Origin of the sequence: Paenibacillus sp. J31TS4 (assembly GCF_018403265.1) — a bacterium.
GTDB lineage: Bacteria > Bacillota > Bacilli > Paenibacillales > NBRC-103111 > J31TS4.
Genome location: NZ_BOSI01000004.1, coordinates 86689 through 104295 on the forward strand (window position 1 = coordinate 86689; position 17607 = coordinate 104295).

General features: G+C 61.8%; 14 protein-coding genes. 5 read left to right on the plus strand and 9 right to left on the minus strand.

What is annotated here, in order from left to right; translation table 11 throughout:
• Nucleotides 1–149: 149 nt before the first annotated feature.
• Nucleotides 150–2855 (minus strand): transglycosylase domain-containing protein, encoded by a 2706-nt coding sequence (locus KJS47_RS17815; protein ID WP_249716521.1) that lies wholly within the window; start codon nt 2853–2855, stop codon nt 150–152.
• A 365-nt stretch (nt 2856–3220) separates the two neighbouring features.
• Between KJS47_RS17815 and KJS47_RS17820 the strand changes: the two genes are divergently transcribed.
• From KJS47_RS17820 to KJS47_RS17830, 3 genes are all read left to right on the plus strand, one after another.
• Nucleotides 3221–4306 carry a Gfo/Idh/MocA family protein gene (locus tag KJS47_RS17820; RefSeq protein ID WP_213526424.1) on the plus strand — a complete coding sequence of 362 codons (1086 nt, stop codon included), beginning with the start codon at nt 3221–3223 and terminating at the stop codon, nt 4304–4306.
• Between the two features lie 456 nt (nt 4307–4762).
• A complete protein-coding gene (locus tag KJS47_RS17825; protein ID WP_213526425.1) occupies nt 4763–5224 on the plus strand; it encodes a MarR family winged helix-turn-helix transcriptional regulator in 462 nt (153 codons plus the stop codon).
• Between the two features lie 129 nt (nt 5225–5353).
• The gene (locus KJS47_RS17830) at nt 5354–5674 is read left to right on the plus strand and encodes a hypothetical protein (RefSeq protein ID WP_213526426.1); all 321 of its coding nucleotides are present in this window, start codon (nt 5354–5356) and stop codon (nt 5672–5674) included.
• Nucleotides 5675–5738: 64 nt separating this feature from the next.
• Here the strand turns inward: KJS47_RS17830 and KJS47_RS17835 are convergent, their stop codons facing one another.
• Both KJS47_RS17835 and KJS47_RS17840 read right to left on the minus strand, forming a co-directional pair.
• Complete coding sequence (locus tag KJS47_RS17835) at nt 5739–6311, minus strand: DNA-3-methyladenine glycosylase I (RefSeq protein ID WP_213526427.1); 573 nt, start codon at nt 6309–6311, stop codon at nt 5739–5741.
• Nucleotides 6312–6545: 234 nt separating this feature from the next.
• Nucleotides 6546–7058: a type 1 glutamine amidotransferase domain-containing protein gene (locus KJS47_RS17840; protein ID WP_283772093.1), complete on the minus strand. Its 513-nt coding sequence runs from the start codon at nt 7056–7058 to the stop codon at nt 6546–6548.
• 231 nt (nt 7059–7289) lie between these two features.
• Here KJS47_RS17840 and KJS47_RS17845 point away from each other — a divergent pair, with 231 nt between their 5' ends.
• Nucleotides 7290–7874 carry a Gmad2 immunoglobulin-like domain-containing protein gene (locus KJS47_RS17845; protein ID WP_213526429.1) on the plus strand — a complete coding sequence of 195 codons (585 nt, stop codon included), beginning with the start codon at nt 7290–7292 and terminating at the stop codon, nt 7872–7874.
• Between the two features lie 868 nt (nt 7875–8742).
• On the opposite strand, the gene KJS47_RS17850 is transcribed toward KJS47_RS17845, so the two are convergent.
• From KJS47_RS17850 to KJS47_RS17860, 3 genes are all read right to left on the minus strand, one after another.
• Nucleotides 8743–9327: a histidine phosphatase family protein gene (locus tag KJS47_RS17850; protein WP_213526430.1), complete on the minus strand. Its 585-nt coding sequence runs from the start codon at nt 9325–9327 to the stop codon at nt 8743–8745.
• Between the two features lie 245 nt (nt 9328–9572).
• The gene (locus KJS47_RS17855) at nt 9573–9875 is read right to left on the minus strand and encodes a hypothetical protein (RefSeq protein ID WP_213526431.1); all 303 of its coding nucleotides are present in this window, start codon (nt 9873–9875) and stop codon (nt 9573–9575) included.
• 118 nt (nt 9876–9993) lie between these two features.
• On the minus strand, nt 9994–11832 hold the full coding sequence (locus KJS47_RS17860; protein WP_213526432.1) for an MATE family efflux transporter: 1839 nt from the start codon (nt 11830–11832) through the stop codon (nt 9994–9996).
• A gap of 168 nt (nt 11833–12000) precedes the next feature.
• On the opposite strand from KJS47_RS17860, the gene KJS47_RS17865 reads away from it, so the two are divergent.
• Nucleotides 12001–13593, plus strand: coding sequence for a bifunctional GNAT family N-acetyltransferase/carbon-nitrogen hydrolase family protein (locus tag KJS47_RS17865; protein ID WP_213526433.1), 1593 nt, complete (start codon nt 12001–12003; stop codon nt 13591–13593).
• 246 nt (nt 13594–13839) lie between these two features.
• On the opposite strand, the gene KJS47_RS17870 is transcribed toward KJS47_RS17865, so the two are convergent.
• The 3 genes from KJS47_RS17870 to KJS47_RS17880 all read right to left on the minus strand — a co-directional run bounded on the left by KJS47_RS17870 (nt 13840) and on the right by KJS47_RS17880 (nt 17603).
• Nucleotides 13840–14733: a DUF1206 domain-containing protein gene (locus KJS47_RS17870; protein WP_213526434.1), complete on the minus strand. Its 894-nt coding sequence runs from the start codon at nt 14731–14733 to the stop codon at nt 13840–13842.
• Between the two features lie 280 nt (nt 14734–15013).
• Entirely contained in the window at nt 15014–16336 is a 1323-nt protein-coding gene (locus KJS47_RS17875) for a DUF4129 domain-containing protein (protein WP_213526435.1), read from the minus strand.
• Complete coding sequence (locus tag KJS47_RS17880) at nt 16329–17603, minus strand: DUF58 domain-containing protein (RefSeq protein WP_213526436.1); 1275 nt, start codon at nt 17601–17603, stop codon at nt 16329–16331. The genes KJS47_RS17875 and KJS47_RS17880 overlap by 8 nt, the downstream gene beginning before the upstream one ends.
• Nucleotides 17604–17607 lie beyond the last annotated feature (4 nt).

The window sequence follows — 17607 nt, forward strand, 5'->3', positions numbered from 1 at the left end:
GCCCGTGAACATTCTTTGAACCTCTCCATGACAAAGCCGGCTTCCCGGAGGAAGCCGGCCGTAACGGCAGATGGGACGGCATGGCTGCCGGAGCGTGCCGTCCTTTTCAATCAAGTGCTGCAGCAGGGGGAACTCTCTGCTGTGTCCGGTCAAGACGACGGGGAAGGAGTAGGCTCTTGCGATGGAGCGGAAGACGTTCCGCCGCTCGCCGTTAGCCCGGCCGGGTTAGGGCTTGCTTCTACCGGGCTTGTCCCCTCCCCGGCTTCTTTTTTTTTGTCGTTGTTCTTTTCGTCGTCTTTGTTCCCGCCTCCGCTCTTGCCGTCGTCCTTCTTCTCCTCCTTCTTCTCGTCCTTTTTGCCGTCGTCTTTTTTGCCTTCGTCTTTTTTCTCTTCCTTCTTGCCGTCGTCTCGGCTCTCATCCTTCCGGCTGTCGTCCTTGCCCGCGCCAGGCTCCTGTCCCTTGCCGTTTGTTTCCTTGCTCTCCTCCGGCACTGCTGCCTTCTGCGGCGTCATATCCGGGGGGGCCGGCGTCTCGGCGGGCGGCTTGGACACGACCGCGACGCGTTTGGCCGGGGTCGGCGTCACCGGATACTCCCCGTTTACGTAGCGGATCTGCCCCCCGATCGGCGTGAAGTTCTCCGGGGGCACGAAGTCGCTGGCCGGAACGCCGTCGAGCGCTCTGGTCATGACCTCGCGGAACAGCTTCGCCGGCTCCTTGCCTCCGGTGGTCGTCAGGTAGTGAGTCTTGTTCGTCATCGGATACCCGAGCCAGATCGCGGTGACGAGCTCCGGCGTATAGCCGACGAACCAGGCGTCCTTGGAGCCGTCGAGCTGGTTCCCCCGGGCATCCTTGAACTCGGCGATGTTCGGCAGCTGCGTCGTTCCCGTCTTACCGGCGACGGGACGGCCGATCTGGGCCATCTGCCCGGTTCCGTTCGTAATGACCTTCTGGAGCATTTGGGTCATCTGGTAAGCGATAGAAGGATCGAGCAGCTGCTTCGCCTGCGGCTTCGCTTCCTTCAGCACCTGTCCCTGACGGTCCACGATCTTCGTAATCGCGTACGCCTCGGCCATCTTGCCGCCATTGGCGAACATCGTGTAGGCCTGGGCCATCTGAAGCGGCGAGACGCCCTGCTGGAGGCCACCCAGCGCGGTGCCCAGCACGCGGTCCTCATCTAGCAGCGGAAGACCGGCCCGGCGGCCGAAGTCCAGCGCCTTGCCGATCCCGACCTCGTTCAGGAGGGCGACGGCCGGGATATTGTACGATTGGATTAGCGCCTCCTCGAGCGTGATCCAGCCGTGCTCCTTTTTGCCGTAGTTGAGCGGCTTGTAGCCGGTGGCGAATTCCGTCTCCACGTCGTTAACTAGATCGTTTGGCTTGAATCCCGCCATCAGAGCCGGAGCGAAGACGACCACCGGCTTGATGCTGGAGCCGGGCTGCCGCTTCAGCTGGGTCGCGTAGTTGAAGCTGCGGAACTTCTGCTCGTAGAAGTTGCGGCCCGCGGCGATACCCCGGATAGCCCCGCTGGCCGGATCGAGCACGACCGCGGAGCTTTGCAGCCCGCCCGCGTCCTCGGGGAATAACGCATTGTTGTTGTAGACATCGGTCAGTGCGTTCTGCACCTTCGGATCGAGATTCGTATAGATCGCGAGGCCCTGCGACAGGATGTCCTTCTCGGTCAGTCCGTGCTTTACAATCGCCTCTTGAATGACATAGTTGACGTAGGATGGGTACTTGTCGACCTGCTTCAAGATCGGCGTCTCGATCAGCTTGATCGGCTCCGCTATGGCGGCGTCCCGCTCCTCGGCGGTGATCTTGCCCTGGCTTGCCATCAGCTGCAGCACGAGGTTGCGGCGGGCCAGCGCCTTGTCCGGATTGTCGACCGGCGAATAGTTGCTCGGCGCCTTGGGCATCCCGGCGAGCAGCGCCGCCTCGGCCAGAGTCAGCTCGGAAGCCGGCTTGCCAAAATAAATTTGGGCCGCGCGCTGAATCCCGTAGGCCCCGTTCCCGTAATAGATCGAGTTCAGGTACATTTCGAGGATCTGATCTTTGGTGTATGTATTCTCGATTTTGAGCGAGGCCATTGCTTCATTCAGTTTGCGGGAATAGGTCTGCTCGGACGAGAACAGCGTCATCTTGGCGAGCTGCTGCGTAATCGTGCTGCCGCCCTCGACGACAGCGCCCGCCCTCAGGTTCTTGTAGGTGGCGCGGGCGATTCCCTGCAGATCGACGCCTTTGTGCTCGTAGAAACGGGAGTCCTCGACGGCGACGATCGCCTCCAGCATAATCGGGGCGACCTGATCGAGCGGAATATACTCGAAGCGAGAGTTGGTCAGCTCCGTAATGACCTCCCCGTTGCGGTCGTACAGCACGGTAGGCTTTTGCGGCTCCTTGCCGAGCGCCGCGATATTGGACTGCTCATAGAGCTGCATTCCCTTCCAGTAGGCCCAGCCGGCCCCCGAGAGGAGTAGCAGGAACATGCCCAGGAAGCTGAAGCCGAGCACGCGCCAAATCCGGCTGCGCCGGCGGACGGGCTGCGCCGCCTTTTCCTTCTTCGGATGCCCGGCGCCGCTTCCTGCGCCGCCGGCCGCCCCTCCTCCGGGCAGGGTCAGACCCTTGCTCTCGAACGGAATGCCCTGTAGTCTGGCAGCAGCATCGGGCAATCCGGCCGCGCCGGCCGACAAAACGTCCTCATAGCCGGACTCCCCCGGTGCGGAAACCGCTTTCCCATTTGCCGTCGGCGAATCCTCCCTCTTCTCCTGTTCGGAGGCGTACGGAGCGTGCTCCGGATAATAGCGGTCTCTAGCCGGGTCCCCCTGCTGTTCCATTCTGCTGCGTGATTCCTCGTGGTTCATGAGCGATACCCCCAAGCTCGTGCGTAACAGGCGAATTTTTTTATTTCTTACCCGAGGCTGTCACCCTTTAAACAAAGGTTCTGTCGAACCGAATGTTCGGCGGCCCGTTTAGTGGGTGACCACCGTCTTGAAGATGCCGAGCACCACCGTGACCGGAGCTTCGCGACGTTTTCCCCTCCGACCCCTAGAGGGAGACGGGACGCCTACAAAAATACGGGAAAAATTTCGAGAAAACCTCTTGGTATATCTCGGCCGTCCCGGTACAATGAACTTGACACACAAATCGGATCTGTCGGGCATGCGCTCCGCGGCAGGACATATTTCGGAAGCGCTACCATGCGACAGCTCCCCTGGGAGGGATAGCGGTGAGTAAAATCAAAGTGGCCGTCATCGGCTGCGGAACGATCGCCAACAGCGCGCATATCAAAGCGTATATGGCCAACCCGGACGCGGAAATCAAATACTTCTGCGACATTATCAAGGAACGGGCCGAAAAAGCGGTGAGCGATTACGGCTGCGGCACGGCGGTGGAGGATTATCGCGTCATTCTTGACGATCCCGAGGTCGAAGCGGTATCGATCTGCACGCCGAACAACGGGCATGCTTCGATTTCGATCGATTGCCTGCGGGCGGGCAAGCACGTGCTGTGCGAGAAGCCGGCCGCGAGGACGTACGCCGAAGCGCTGGAGATGCAGAAGGTCCAGCACGAAACCGGCAAGGTGCTCAACATCGGCGTAGTCAACCGGTTCAATACCGGAGTCAATATCATCAAGCAAATGATCGAGAACGGCGATCTCGGCGAAGTGTATCACGTCTACGTCAGCTTCCGCTCCCACCGCTCCATCCCGGGACTCGGCGGAGCCTTCACGACCAAGGCGATTGCCGGCGGCGGTGCTCTGATCGATTGGGGCGTCCATTACCTCGACATCGTCATGTACTGCACCGGCGATCCCCAGCCGCTCACGGTATCCGGCCAGGCATTCAGCAAGCTCGGCAAGGATATGCCCAACTATACATACACGAACATGTGGGCAGGTCCTCCCAACTACGAGGGCACCTACGACGTGGACGACTCGGTGACCGCTCTCGTCCGCACCGAAGGCCCGACTATTACGGTCAACGGCGCTTGGGCGCAAAACATCGGCGTCAGCGAATCGTTCATCGATTTCATCGGCGACAAAGCAGGTATTCGGCTGCAGTACGGCAAGGATTTCGTCATCTATAGCGCGAAAAACGGCGCTTTGCTGGAAACCACGCCGAAGTACAACGCTGGCAACATGTTCCAGAACGAAATCGACGGCTTCCTGAACTGCATCCGGACAGGCGAGAAATCGCCGGCCCATATCGATTCGGTCATCGCTTCATCGCAGATTATCCAGGCGATCTACGATTCGTCCGATGCCCAGAAGGAAATTTCGCTCACGCCTGACCTGGTGAACATGAACGCTTAAGACACAACCATATAAACACGCAACACGAGGCTGCCGCTTGAAGAATCGGCAGCCTCGCTGCGTGTACCGAGCCAAGAAATGGAGAATGAAAGGGAGCGCTAAGTATCGAGTTTAGGAAACGAAAAAAGACGTTGCTGATCGGTCTCCTGCTGCTTATGTTTGCCTGTACCGGTTATTCAACCACTCTGGAAATGGAAGGCCGGCAGGTCCCATAGAAGCCTGTCTTCGCTGCCGACCGCCTTGTCCTGCTTCGCTCTTAATTGAGTGAGTGATTGACGCCAAGGTCCCGCCCCGGAAGGGGCGGTTTTTTCATGCCCGCCAGCTTCCAAAATCCCCCTCCCGACCTTGACGTTACGTGAAGAGAATGCTATTATTTAAATAGCTTAATTATTCGAGAATGGAATGGTTCGCCACCGTAATCGTACCAGGTGATACTGGACTGGAAAGGAGAAGCCCATGACGCTGACCAACAAAGATACTTACTCCCAACGGTTCCAAATGGCCCTGTTCACGCTGCTGAAGCGAATCGGGCCCGAACAGCATGCCAATCTGGGGGTAACCGGCCCCCAATTCTATATTCTGATGTGCCTTCACCGGGAAGGCAGCTGCAAGGCTTCGAGGCTCGCCGAGCTGATGGAGGTCAAACCAAGCGCCATTACCGTCATGATCGACCGGCTCGTCAGCCACGGCCTGGTTATCCGGGAGGCCGACGAACAAGATCGGCGCGTCGTGCTCATCGGGCTGACCGAGAAGGGCCGCCAGGTGCTGGAGCAAGTGAAGGAGAAACGCGAGGAAATCGTAACGCAGCATCTGTCCTGCCTGGAACCCGATGAGCTGCATGCCTTTATCCAATCATTCGAGAAGGTTGCCCAGACGGCTCAGGCGACCAAGCAGGGAGCCCCCCGCGAAACCTGCTGACCTTCTCTCCCTCGAATGCGGCGCTGCCGACCGCGGGGCTACCTAGCGGGATGAACCCGGGTTCGTCTGCGCATCCTAGTAGGAGCAGCCGGATGAACCATCATCCCGCTTACGAGGGAGGGACTTGCAATGGTGCAGCGCAACCAGCATCAGGAGCCTATGGACAAGGCGATCGAGAACGCCAATGCCGCCGTCGAAGCGGCGCAGGACGCTGAACGAGCGGTCGCCCAGGCGAACGCCAGCGCGGATCCGGAGGAGATGCGCATCGCCCGCCAGTGGGCGCATCAGGCGGAGCAGCAGCTCCATGAGGCGGAACGGCGGCTCGGCGTGGTCGGGTATACCGACCCGGCGCGCCCGGCAACCGCGAAGGCTCAGGAGCAGCTAAGCGAAGGACAGCTCGACATGGAGATCGCCCAGGACGCTGCGAAGCAGCCTAAACAGATCCGCTGAACGGCAACGGCCGGCACGTTTCCCAATCGGGAAGCGTGCCGGCCGTTTGCCGTTGCGGAATAGCTCAGCGGCCGCCGCCGGACAGCTCGGCGTGGCGGAAGCAGCCGGTGACATGATCGTTGACCATGCCGGCCGCCTGCATGTACGCATAGCAGATGGTGCTTCCGACAAACTTGAAGCCGCGCCGCTTCAAGTCGCGGCTCATTGCATCGGACTGCTCCGTCCGGGCCGGGACCTCGCTCGAGGACGCATACCGGTTCTGCACCGGGCTCCCCGAGACGAACTGCCAGATATAGTGGTCGAAGCTGCCGAATTCCCGTTGGACGCGCAGGAAGGCCTGGGCATTCGTGACGGCGGCCCGCATCTTGAGACGGTTGCGGATAAGCCCCGGATCGGCCAGCAGCTCCTCGAGCTTGTCCTCGCCGTAAGCCGCGATCCGCTCGGGGTCGAAGCCATCCATCGCCCGGCGGTAATGCTCCCGCTTCTTCAGCACTGTGATCCAGCTGAGCCCGGCCTGCACGCCTTCGAGCAGCAGCATCTCGAACAGCTCCCGGTCGTCGTGAACCGGCACCCCCCACTGCGTATCGTGGTACTCTATGTACAGCGGATCGTTCGTCGTCCAGCTGCATCGCTGCATCCCCGCGCCTCCTCTAGTTATCCTCTATGTTTGCTCTCTAACCCTTCCCAGTATAACAGAACATCCGTTCCCTGTTAATCTGCGATCTGCGATTTGAATGTCCCAACGAGCGAATCTCCATCAGTCAACGGGCCGAACGCCAAAAAGCCCGCTTGCGGGCGGCCTTGCGGCCTCCTACAGGCGGGCTCCCGCCGGCTCGTGCGGGCGGTCTATGCGGCTGATGAGGGGTCGTCTTTACGCCTTTAGCTTGGTCAGCAGCTCACGGATAAAGGCCGGCTCGTCGTTCGGGTTGCGGGACGTCACGAAGTTGCCGTCCACAACCACTTCCTTGTCCTCGAACGAGGCTCCCGCGTTCACCATATCGTCCTCGAGCGCGTTGTACGACGTGATTGTCCGGCCCTTCAGCAGATCGGCGCTGGCGAGCAGCTGAGGCCCGTGGCAGATGGCGGCCACCGTTTTCTTCTGGCTGTCAATCTGCTTGACGAACTCCACCATCTTGTCGTTCGTGCGCAGATTCTCCGGCGACTGCCCGCCCGGAATGACGACGGCGTCATATTCGGCCGGCTGGGCCTCATCGATGCCCAGATCGGAGGTATAGGACACCGTCCCCTTTTTGCCCTTCAGCTGGGCACCCTTCTCGAGTCCGATAATCTCCGTTTCATATCCGGCTTCCTTCACCGCCTCATACGGCTTCTGCATCTCGGAATCCTCGAATCCGTCTGCTAGCAGGAATGCGACTTTTTTCACGTTCCTCTCCCCTTTCTCTTGGTGTCCGGCGTTTGTGCCACCCTTACTATTACCCAAGAAAAGCCCTCCCCTAACAGATGCCTGTCCTTCTCCGTATATGCCTCTAAACGGCTCGCCAAGCAGGGAGATCCGGCATTGCATTCGGCCGGGATGTCTGGGAAACTGAGGGGACAGGGGACCAGGTCGCGGTTCCCGGACTCATCCGATCAAGGTAGCAGGGAGGGTTTCGCCATGAAAAAATTCGTACTCGGTCTGGCGGCAGGCGCAGTGTTGACAGCGGTTACACCGGCCGTCGCCCAAACGGTTCAGCAGTACCTGCTCGTCGCTCCGACCTATCCGGTCGTGCTGCAAGGAGAGCGGTATGCAAGCGAGGAGCTTCCGGCTCTCAATTATAACGGTAGCACGTATCTCCCCGTCTCCGCCCTTGCGGAGGCCGGCATCGCGGAAGTCCGCTGGGAAGAAAACGCCCAGCAGGTGGAGGTGACCGCCGCCGGCCGCCAGCCGGAGCACGCGAATACAGCGTTCCGGGTGATGGAAGTCTCCGGCAAGAACGGCAAGTATACGGTCAAGGGACAGGCCCGCGTATTCGAAGGGGTTATGCATTACGCGGTGAGCGACGGACACGACTACCTGCTCGACCGGCACCGGCAGCTGGAGGGCGGCGCCCCCGCCTGGGCTTCTTTCGAGCTTCAGCTGGACATTCCCGCCGACAAGCTGCCGGGCAACGGCACGTTAATGCTGGAGCTGTATGAGGAAAGCGGCAAAGACGGCTCACGCGTCCATGAGCTGGCCGTCCCGCTTGAGCAGTTCCGCTGACTGGCGGCGGCATGAGCACCCTACTAAGGAGCCTTCAAACGTATGGACAATCAAGCTCTGTGGGAGCAGTCGCTGCTCCTCGTCTCGCATGCCTACTTCGAGCGTAAGGAGAAGTTTGAGTTGAGCGCGGACACGTATCCTCTCTGGATGCTGTTCGCCGTTGAAGGGGGAAACTTCCGCTATCGGATCGGAGCGGAAAGCGGGGAGGCAGGCGCAGGGGACCTCATCTATTGCCCTCCGGGCATCGCGTTTCACCGCGAGATGGGCTTGCCCTTGCAGCTCCATCTGATCGGTTTCGAGCTATCCGGACCTCCGCAGCAGCAAGCAGCCAGCCGCTTGCCCTCCTTCAAGTCGAATCCGACGGATGGCAAATGGCTGGCTTCCGATCTTGCTTATTTGCGCAGGCTTCATCTTGCCATCGACCCGCGCAGCACCCGGCGCAAGCAGATGATGCTGAACGATATCTGGCAGCTCAGCAGCGAGTTATGGGAGGAAGAGCATCGGCAGGAGGAATGGTCCCGCCTGACGGATGCCGACGATCCGCTCATGAACCGGGCGGCCGAATGGCTCTGCCAGCATGCCTATGCCCCGTTCAGCATGAGCGGGCTCGCCGCATGGCTTGGCCTAAGTTCGGTCCAGTTCACGAGGCGGTTCCGCAAAGTATTCCGCAAAACCCCGTCGGCTGCCTTGCGTTCGCTGCGCATCCGCAGCCGGCCTGCTGATCGAGACCGAGCTGACGCTTCCTCAAATCGCCGCGCGCTGCGGCTTCTAGAGCGGCTTCTATTTGAGCCGTGTGTTTACGCAAACTATGGGCATGAGCCCTGCCAAATACCGGGAACTTTACCGGGTATGAAGGACCGGGCTCGTCCTATTCCTCAGGCAGATGCCGAATGCAATCGTACAGCAAATAGGTCCACTTCTCACCGTCATGGGCGATCGTGGTCACGCAAGTGTTGCGCAGGTCGTCGCCGGTCGATTCGTCCTCCATCAGCGCCTTGAGCGTCTGGCCCAGAAAGTAGCCGTGGGTGACCACGAGCACCTTTTTGCCGGCGAACCGGGCGGCCGTCTCTTCAACAAAGCTCATGCCCCGGGCGCGCATGGAGTCGTCCATTTCCTGCCCCATGTCCATCCGCTCCCAATCGATTCCCCACCGCGCGATCCGTTCCGATTCCGTCGTCCCCGCAATCCGGCCTCTGTCCTTCTCCCGCAGCCGTTCATCGAAGAAGTCGACCGGTCTGCCGATTGCGGCCGAGATGAACGCCGCCGTTTCGCTCGCTCTTCTCAAATCACTGGAAATCAGCACATCCCACGGTTCCTCGGCTAATCGCTTCGCCAGGAAGGCCGCTTGCCGCCTGCCGGTTTCGTTCAGCGGATTGTGCGTATGCCCTTGCGCTCTCTTCTCCAGATTGTGATCGGTTAGTCCGTGTCTTACGAAGGTAATCGTCGTTGCCATAAGCAGGTTCTCTCTCCTCTACTTGATCTAAAATTTCGTTTCTTTATACAAAGCGGGGGAATGCGGGAACATGCAGGATTGTTTCATCCTTCATGCATTTTATTTCATCGTTACTCCTTGGCGTAGGCGCCATGGCAGCCGAGCCACCCGGCGTGAGAGAACGGTACCGGACCCGAAGCTACGAAAAAGAGGCGCCCCTTGCAAGGGGCTGCCTCTGTTGGCGGCGAAGCTGGGCACGCCCTGTGTCAGGACGTTCTGCGAATTTGCGACAGGTTATACAGCGACAGCAGAATCCCGATAATGCGCGTCACATAGCCGAGCAGCGGAATAAAGCTGAGGAACGCCATCAGGACGTTCACAACGGCCGGAACCAGCGTGTTGTTGCGAAGCAGCAGCGCCAGCACAAAGCTGACCAGTACGAGCGGGACGACCCAACTCGACGACCATAGAAAAGCGAACGGGATCAGGCCAACCAAATAGCCGAGCGCAATACAGGCCTCGACGACCATTTGCACGACGCCGAGCAATCTTCTCATATCCGAACTCATTCAAATCTCCTCCCTTCCAGAGGCGTACGGCGGCTTCCCGCCAAGCCATCCGCCGGGCCCGCAAGGCCTGGCTGTCATGACTAGTATATTCGTTATACGGATGAATTTGCCGTAGGTGTCATACCCGAATGCTCTTCCACTTGCCGCTCTTGTACCGGGCGACGATAATGACCGAGCGGATGATCTGATCCGCCGCAATCGCAAGCCAGGCGCCCAGGATGCCCCAGCCGAACCAGAGCACGAACATGACGCTCAGCAGCACCCGGAAGCCCCAGACGCCGACAAACGTCGAGTAGAGAGGGAACCGGGTGTCTCCCGCTCCGCGCAGCGCCCCTGCCAGGATGAACTGGGTCGCCTGCGAAATCTGTACGAGGCCGACGACACGCAGCGCAATCGCCCCCTGCGAGACAATCCGGGCGTCGCTCGTGTAGGGCATCATGATATAGGGAGCGAACACGACGAACAGCGCGCCGAGCGAACCGGCGACAATGACGCCCAGCTTGCGGATCTCCCAGCCGAACGCTTCCGCAAGCTCCGGCTTGCGGGCGCCGAGCGCCTGCCCGACGAGCGTCGTGGCGACGATGGAGAACGCCATTCCCGGCATGAACGTGAGGCCGAGCACGCTGAAGGCGATCTGGTTCGCCGCGAACGTAATCGTGCCGAGGCTCGCCACTACTTTACTGAATATGATCTGGCCGCCGCGCATCGCAAACTGCTCGCCCGCAGCGGGAAGCCCGATGCGCAGAATCCGCTTCACGAGCGAGACATCCAGGCGCAGAATATTCGCGCCCGTCAGGCGGACCTGCGACTTGCCCTTGAAGAGGACGTACAAGAGGCCGCTCATCGAGGCGAACTGCGACGCCATCGACGCGATCCCCGCGCCAACGACACCCAGCTTCGGCAGGCCGAACATCCCGTAGATGAGAGGGAAGCCGATTAGCACCACCAAAATGTTCGCGAGCACGTTGATTTTCATCGGCGCCTTCGTATTCCCGGAGCCCCTCAGAATGGCCGACAGGCTCATGGAGACTGCCGTGAAGCCGATGGCCAGGAACATCGTACGCGCATAGGAGACGCCCTCGGTCAGCACCTCCGCCGAGGCTCCCATCATCACGAGCATTTCTTCCGCATACCGATAACTGAAAAAGATAATGACGATCGACAGCGCGATGTTGAGCAGGAACGCCTGTCCGGCGGCCCGGTTCGCGGTGCCCGGATCTCCTTTGCCGATGGAGCGGGCCACGAGGGCGGTCGTGCCGACGTTGAGCGTCATGAAGACGGCGAGCAGCAGGAAGTACGGCTGATTCGTCAGTCCGACGGCCGCGACCGCCTCTGCGCCTACCCGGCCGACCATGATCATGTTAAGCATCGAGACAAAATTGACGAGCAGCATCTCGACGAGGGACGGCCCGGCCATCTGCAGAATCCGGCGGCGCACAGCCTTCTTGTCGGCGATGTCGAGCGTAGCAAACGGATCTCCGCTATTGGCCTCCGCCGCGGGAGGAGACCCGGCTTCTTCCCCGCCGGCTGCACGGCTCGCACCTTCGCCTCCGGCCGCGTCGTCTTCGCCGGCTGCGCGGGCCGCGCTATCTGCGGCTGCGGCCGCGGCCGCCTCTTCCGCCGCCGGTCCTGCTGCGCTGTCGGCAGCCGCTTCCTCCGCGGCAGTCTCCGCCGCCGTCTCGCGTATCGCTTCGCTTTCCGTTGGCGCGGCGCGTACCGCTTCGCTTTCTGTTGACGCGGCGCGTATAGCCTCCCTCTCGGCGGCTGACCCGGCGGCCTGCACCGGCGCGTGCGGGGAGCCTGCCCCCGCCCCGCCGCGTTCGTCCGGCTCCTCCTCGGGCCGCAAGTCAGGCTCGGCGCGCTTGCCTGCCGCCTCGTTCCCGCCGGGGCCGGTCCGCTCCCGGGCGGCTCCGGACACCGTACGGGCACCGATTGGTTTCTCCGAAATGATGTCCACCTTCGCTTCTGTTAGGTATTTTCTGTCTGTTCTGCGCCCTTATTGGTTCTATTATATACCCAGACCAGTGCCATTTGGCAGGGATTGCCGCCGCCGTCCGTTTTCATTGCACCCTTCCCTGGTTAAATTAATGTATGACGTAAGCTAATGACCCTGAGGAGGATCGGCATGCCCGACTTGGATTTGTCCAAATTTGAGAAGAAAATTATTCTGCGCAACATAGAGCATAAAGATATCGACGAGCTAATCGCTCTGCAGCAGATCTGCTTTCCGCATATGGAGCCGTGGACCCGGGAGCATCTCCGGAGCCATCTGGCCATTTTCCCGGAGGGGCAGTTCTGTGTCGAATACGACGGCAAGATCATCGGCTCGTGCTCCAGCCTGCTCATCAACTTTGACGAGTATGACGACAACCACTCGTGGGAGCAGATTACCGCCAACGGCTACATCACGAACCACGACCCGACCGGGCTCGACCTGTACGGAATCGAGGTGATGGTGCATCCGGACTACCGGCGCATGAAGATCGGCCGGCGGCTGTACGACGCGCGCAAGGCGCTCGCCAAAGAGATGAACCTGAAGAGCATTCTGATCGGCGGCCGCATTCCGAATTACCATCTCTATGCCAAAGAGATGTCCCCGCGCGAGTACGTGAACGAGGTCATGAACCGCAACATCTTCGACCCCGTGCTGACGTTCCAGATGATGAACGGGTTCGTGCTGAACCGGATCAACAACCGGTACTTGAAGGACGATAAGGATTCGCTCACGTATGCTACCTTGATGGAGTGGCACAATATCGATTACCAGCCGGTCGAGAAGCGCAGCTTCCGCACCTCGCTGCCCGTGCGCATCTCGGTCGTCCAGTACATGATGAAGAAGATCGATTCGTTCGAGGAATTCGCCACGCAGTGCGAATATTTCGTCGAGGTCGGCTCCACGTACAAATCCGACTTTGTCGTCTTCCCCGAAATCTTCACGACGCAGCTGCTCTCGTTCCTGGATGAAAAAATCCCGAGCCAGGCCGTCCGCAAGCTGTCGACGTTCACAGAGGACTACATCCGCCTATTCACCGACATGGCGGTCAAATACGACATCAATATCATCGCCGGCTCGCATTTCGTGGAGGAAGACCACAACATTTACAACATTGCCTACCTGTTCCGGCGCGACGGGACGATCGAGAAGCAGTATAAGCTGCATATCACCCCGAACGAGCGCAAATGGTGGGGCGTGCAGCCCGGCAACGAGATCAGCGTGTTCGATACCGACTGCGGCAAGATCGCCATCCTGATCTGCTACGACATCCAGTTCCCCGAGCTGTCGCGGATCGTCACCGATCTCGGGGCGAACATTATCTTCATCCCGTTCTGCACCGACGACCGACAGGCGTATCTCCGGGTGCGGTACTGCGCACAGGCGAGAGCCGTCGAGAATCAGGTCTACACCGTGATTGCGGGGACGGTCGGCAACCTGACGCATACGGTCAACATGGACATACAATATGCCCAATCGGCGATCTTCACGCCGTCGGACTTCACCTTCCCCCGCGACGGCATCGCTCACGAGTGCAATCCGAACATCGAGCAGATGATCGTCGGAGACGTCGACCTGGAGCTGCTGCGCCGCATCCGTCATTCGGGCAGCGTGCTGCAGCTGAAGGACCGGCGCAGCGACCTGTTCGAGGTGAAGCTGAAAGGGCTCGCGCCCGAGATGGAAAAAGCCATCGACCACAACATCGACCACGAGGAGAGCGGCTGATCCCCCAGGCGATTGGCAGGGCCAGGCGCCCGCCCGGGGCAAAGGGCGATAAAGCAAAGAACCGGCAGTGTGTATGCTGCCGGCTCTTTGCTGTTCTCTCCCGCCTGTCGGATCGGTGTCTTGCCGTCCATGCGAGACACTTCTGAGAGCTCCGGGCTCAAGGCCTCCGGCCTCCCCGCTAACCACAGGCGCTGCTCTCCGGTGAGCTTCTCCTCTAAGCCGCCGTGCTTCCTCCCGCTCCAGCGGTCAGCGGCGAGCCCGGTCGTCCTCCTGCCCGCGGTCCCTCAACAGTCGCCGGTATCTCGCATAGACGAACAGCAGCACCCCGTACGCCATCAGTCCCGCACCCGCGAAGCCGACGAGCCAGCTGCCGTACGGCTTGGCCGCCAGCTCGGCGAGCGCCCCGTCGATGCCTTTGGTGTAGCGGGGCTCGGAGGTCCAGGCCGTGACGAGCAGGAACACGCCGACGATGCCGAAGACGACGCCCCGGGCACTCTCGCCGAGCCGGCCGAGCCGGACGCCCCAGCGGTAGCCGGTCTCGCTCATCTCCTCCCGCTTCCAGTCGTCGGCGAACCGGGCCGATGCCGCCTTCACCAGCTGGTAGCCGCCGAAGACGAGAATGCCGGCGCCGATGCCGCCGAGCATCCATTCGCCAAGCGGCTGGCGCAGCAGCTCGGCCGCCCAGCCCTGCTTGGACTTGCCTCCGCCCTGGCTGCTCCAGGCGAGGCGCAGCGCCGTGAAGGCGAGGCCGCCGTAAAACAGCCCGCTTCCGGCGTAACCTATCCGCGCGGCGATTCCCTTTACCGACCGTCCCTTGCGGTCGGGATCGGCGATCGCCTGCGCGAACCGCCAGACGGCGTAGCCGGCAAGACCGAAGGCGATAGCGGTGAGCGCCGCTTCGCCGAGCGGCAGCCCTTCGATCAGCTCCAGAACTCCTCGCGTGTCCGCGAACCGGCCTCCGGTGCCGCAGGCCGCCAGAACGGCCAGCAGCCCGATGAGCAGGTAGACGATGCCTTTGGCGGCGAAGCCGGCCTGGCCCATCCGGTCGATCCAGGGGGCGGCCTCTCGCTCCGCCTTCTCCGATGCGGCCTTTACGTGTGATGAGATGCGCCCGGTCCGGGGCGGCTTCGTCTCCAGCATGGCTTCCTCTCCTTCCCGCCGCAGCTCGCAGCCCGAGGGAACCTATTCAGGCAGAACGGGCGCAGCGGCCGATGTTTATAACCACTTACCCGCGCGCCGCCCTGGAGAACCTGCCGAATCCTGCCTTTCTTTCTTGCCGTAAAAGGTTGACCGCTCCCTGTCGTGCCGCACTTGCCGGGAAGTGCGCGAACGCCGGCGACAGGGTCTACTTGCCGTTCACCCCTTTGCCTAGCAGCCTCCGCATGAGCATCCACGCTTCACCCGGTCCGGACTCCCGCCTCTAATCGAGCCCTAGCTCGCGCCGGGTCCGGTCCAGGTCGGCCTGCCTCGGCTCCCGCTCCCCGTACCGGGCTTCGTTATAGGCCTTCGCCAGCTCGCCGAGCGGAGCCGTCCGCTCCGGATGCCGGGCCGCCCATTCGCCGGTCGTCTCGGCGGGCGTAAGCCCGGGCTTCGCGGCCTCCCCCTCTTCCGACCGGCGGCGGAGCAGCTGCCGGTACAGGTAGCGCGCCCTCTCTTGCCCGCTGGCCAATTCCTCCCACTTGGGCTCACGGCGGCCAAAGCGGGAAAGCCAGGCGCGCACCCGGTCGGCAGAACGGCCGCCAATCTGCTTCCAGCCTTCCAGACTCTCCTCTTCGTCCACGTAGCCTTCGCCCGCCGTTTCTTCTCCGCTCATCCCCATCCGGTTCTCGCGGAGCCAGCGAATGAGCTGGCGGAGCCGCTTGAAGAGCACGATCAGGAGGAGGACGACGCCCGCGGCGAGAGCCAGCATAACCGCCACCTTGGCGACCATCTCGAGAAGGACGAGGAACCGGGACGGCTCCGAAGGCTCCATGTCGAACGGCGGCATCTGGTCCGGCGGCCGCTGGGTCTCCGGCGGCCTCTCCTCCGCTTGGGGCAGCAGGGCGAGCAGGCGGGCCACCAGCATCAGCACGCCGCCGTACAGCGCCTGCAGCGCGTGGAGCAGCCCGCGCCACTGGCTGAACAGGACGATAAGGACAAGCAGCGCGCCCAGCAGCACCCGGTTGTGCCGCAGCATGCCGGGTGCGAGCCGGGCCGTCTTGCCGCGCTCCTGGTTCCGGTTCGCGGACGAGGCCGTCCACTGGAGGTGGACCCGGTTCGTCAGCACGAACACAAGCACGAGCGTCAGGAGGCCGAGGCGGCCGTAAGCCGTCTCGTATACCTTCAGCAGTGTCACGTTGCGGTAAAAGAGCGAGCCGGCCCAGTACAGAAACGGGCCGATCCAGTACACCATCTCGGGGTACATGGTGACGAGCGTCCGCTCCGCCATCTGTAGTCCCCGGTAGACGAGCACGGCGCCAACCGGGACGGCTCCCCACAGTCCCAGTGGCCCTGCCGGCAGCAGCCAAGCGACCGCTATGGCGGCCGCGGCCACGTACAGCAGCCGGAGCACGCGTCTTCGGATGCGGAGCAGCTGCCATCCGGCCGCGCCCGCGAGATAGAACAGCGAGAGGAGCACCGTCCAAAGCAGCGCCTGGCCGGACGGCGCCACCGCTACTCCCACAGCGAGCAGAATCGGCAGAAAGATCAGAATCTCCATGCCGCCGTGCAGCCAGGTGAACAGCGTTCTGCGAAGTCTAGCCATGCGCCTTCCTCCTCTCCGTTCCTGCTCCCGCCGTCCCGGCGGCGGCCAGGCCGCCCCCTGACCTGAACATGTCTGCGCCCGCGGCCGGGGCCGCGCCGGATGGAACCGTCCCGCTATCCGGCGAGTCCCAGCCCGCCGCTTTCATCCGCTCGGCTTCGGCAGCCATGTCCGGGTCTAGTTCTTCCGCCGGAGCGTGTTCCAGCAGAATCGTCTCGACGGCATGACCCGCCGCCTCCAGCCGCTGCAGCGCGCTATGCAGCCGGTCGTTCAAGTAAGGCGTCAGGAAGACGTAGACGGACTGCCGGCCGGCCAGATGGAGCTCTTCCTCCAGATAGTCGGCCATGCTCTGTCCGGACACGAGCACGAGCCGGGCCATCGTCTCGTTCAGCACCTGCAGATGCTCGTAGCCCGCCGCCGGCTCCACCCGGACGAACAAGTCCTCCGTATGGAACGCGCGGCCGTTGCAGCCGAACCCGACTTCGGCTCCTTGCTCGCACGCATAGGCAGCGAGGGTGGCGGCGAGCGAGATACCCCGCTCGATCAGCTCGGGATCGCTCACGACCTGGCGCATCGTCTCCTCCACCTCAAAGTTCAGGACGAGACGGATCGCCGTGTCCGCCGTAAAGCCCTTCTGGTGTACTTGCAGCTCACCCGTTCGGGCCGTCGCCTTCCAGTTGACGTCCTTCAGCGAGTCGCCGTCCCGGTAGCCGCGAACGCCGGTGACAACGAACGGGTCCTCCATAATCCAACGCTTGACCAGCACGTCCCCGAGCCAGCTGCGGGACGGCAGCGCCGGGTCGTCCAGCGGCAGCAGCTTCGGGTAGACGGTCAGCTCCGCCTTGAGCGGCAGGGTCACGTGTCCCGATTGCAGCCCAAGCACGTCTCCGCACGTCAGCGTGGCGGTGTTCAGCTGGTAATAGCCGCGCCGCATGCAGCGGATCTGGTGGCGTCTTGTGATCTGCTTGTACGGCATCAGGCTGAAGACGCTCGAATGGTTCTGGAACAGCTCGCCGCCGCTGATGTCGACATGAAACTGCTTGCGGAACCTCAAATGGGCGTGAATCGCCGACTCGAGCTTGATCCAGGGAAGCGGGAGCGGCTTGCGGTTCGCGATCCGCTCGACCATCTCCACCTCGTCTCCCTCGGTCACCGCCTGCTCGCTGAATGTGCGGCTCACACTCAGGCCGCGCAGCGAGTATCGCTTGTACACCCAGCTCTGGCCCACGACGACCAGAAATGCAACGAACAACAGCCAGCCGATCGCCATGGCA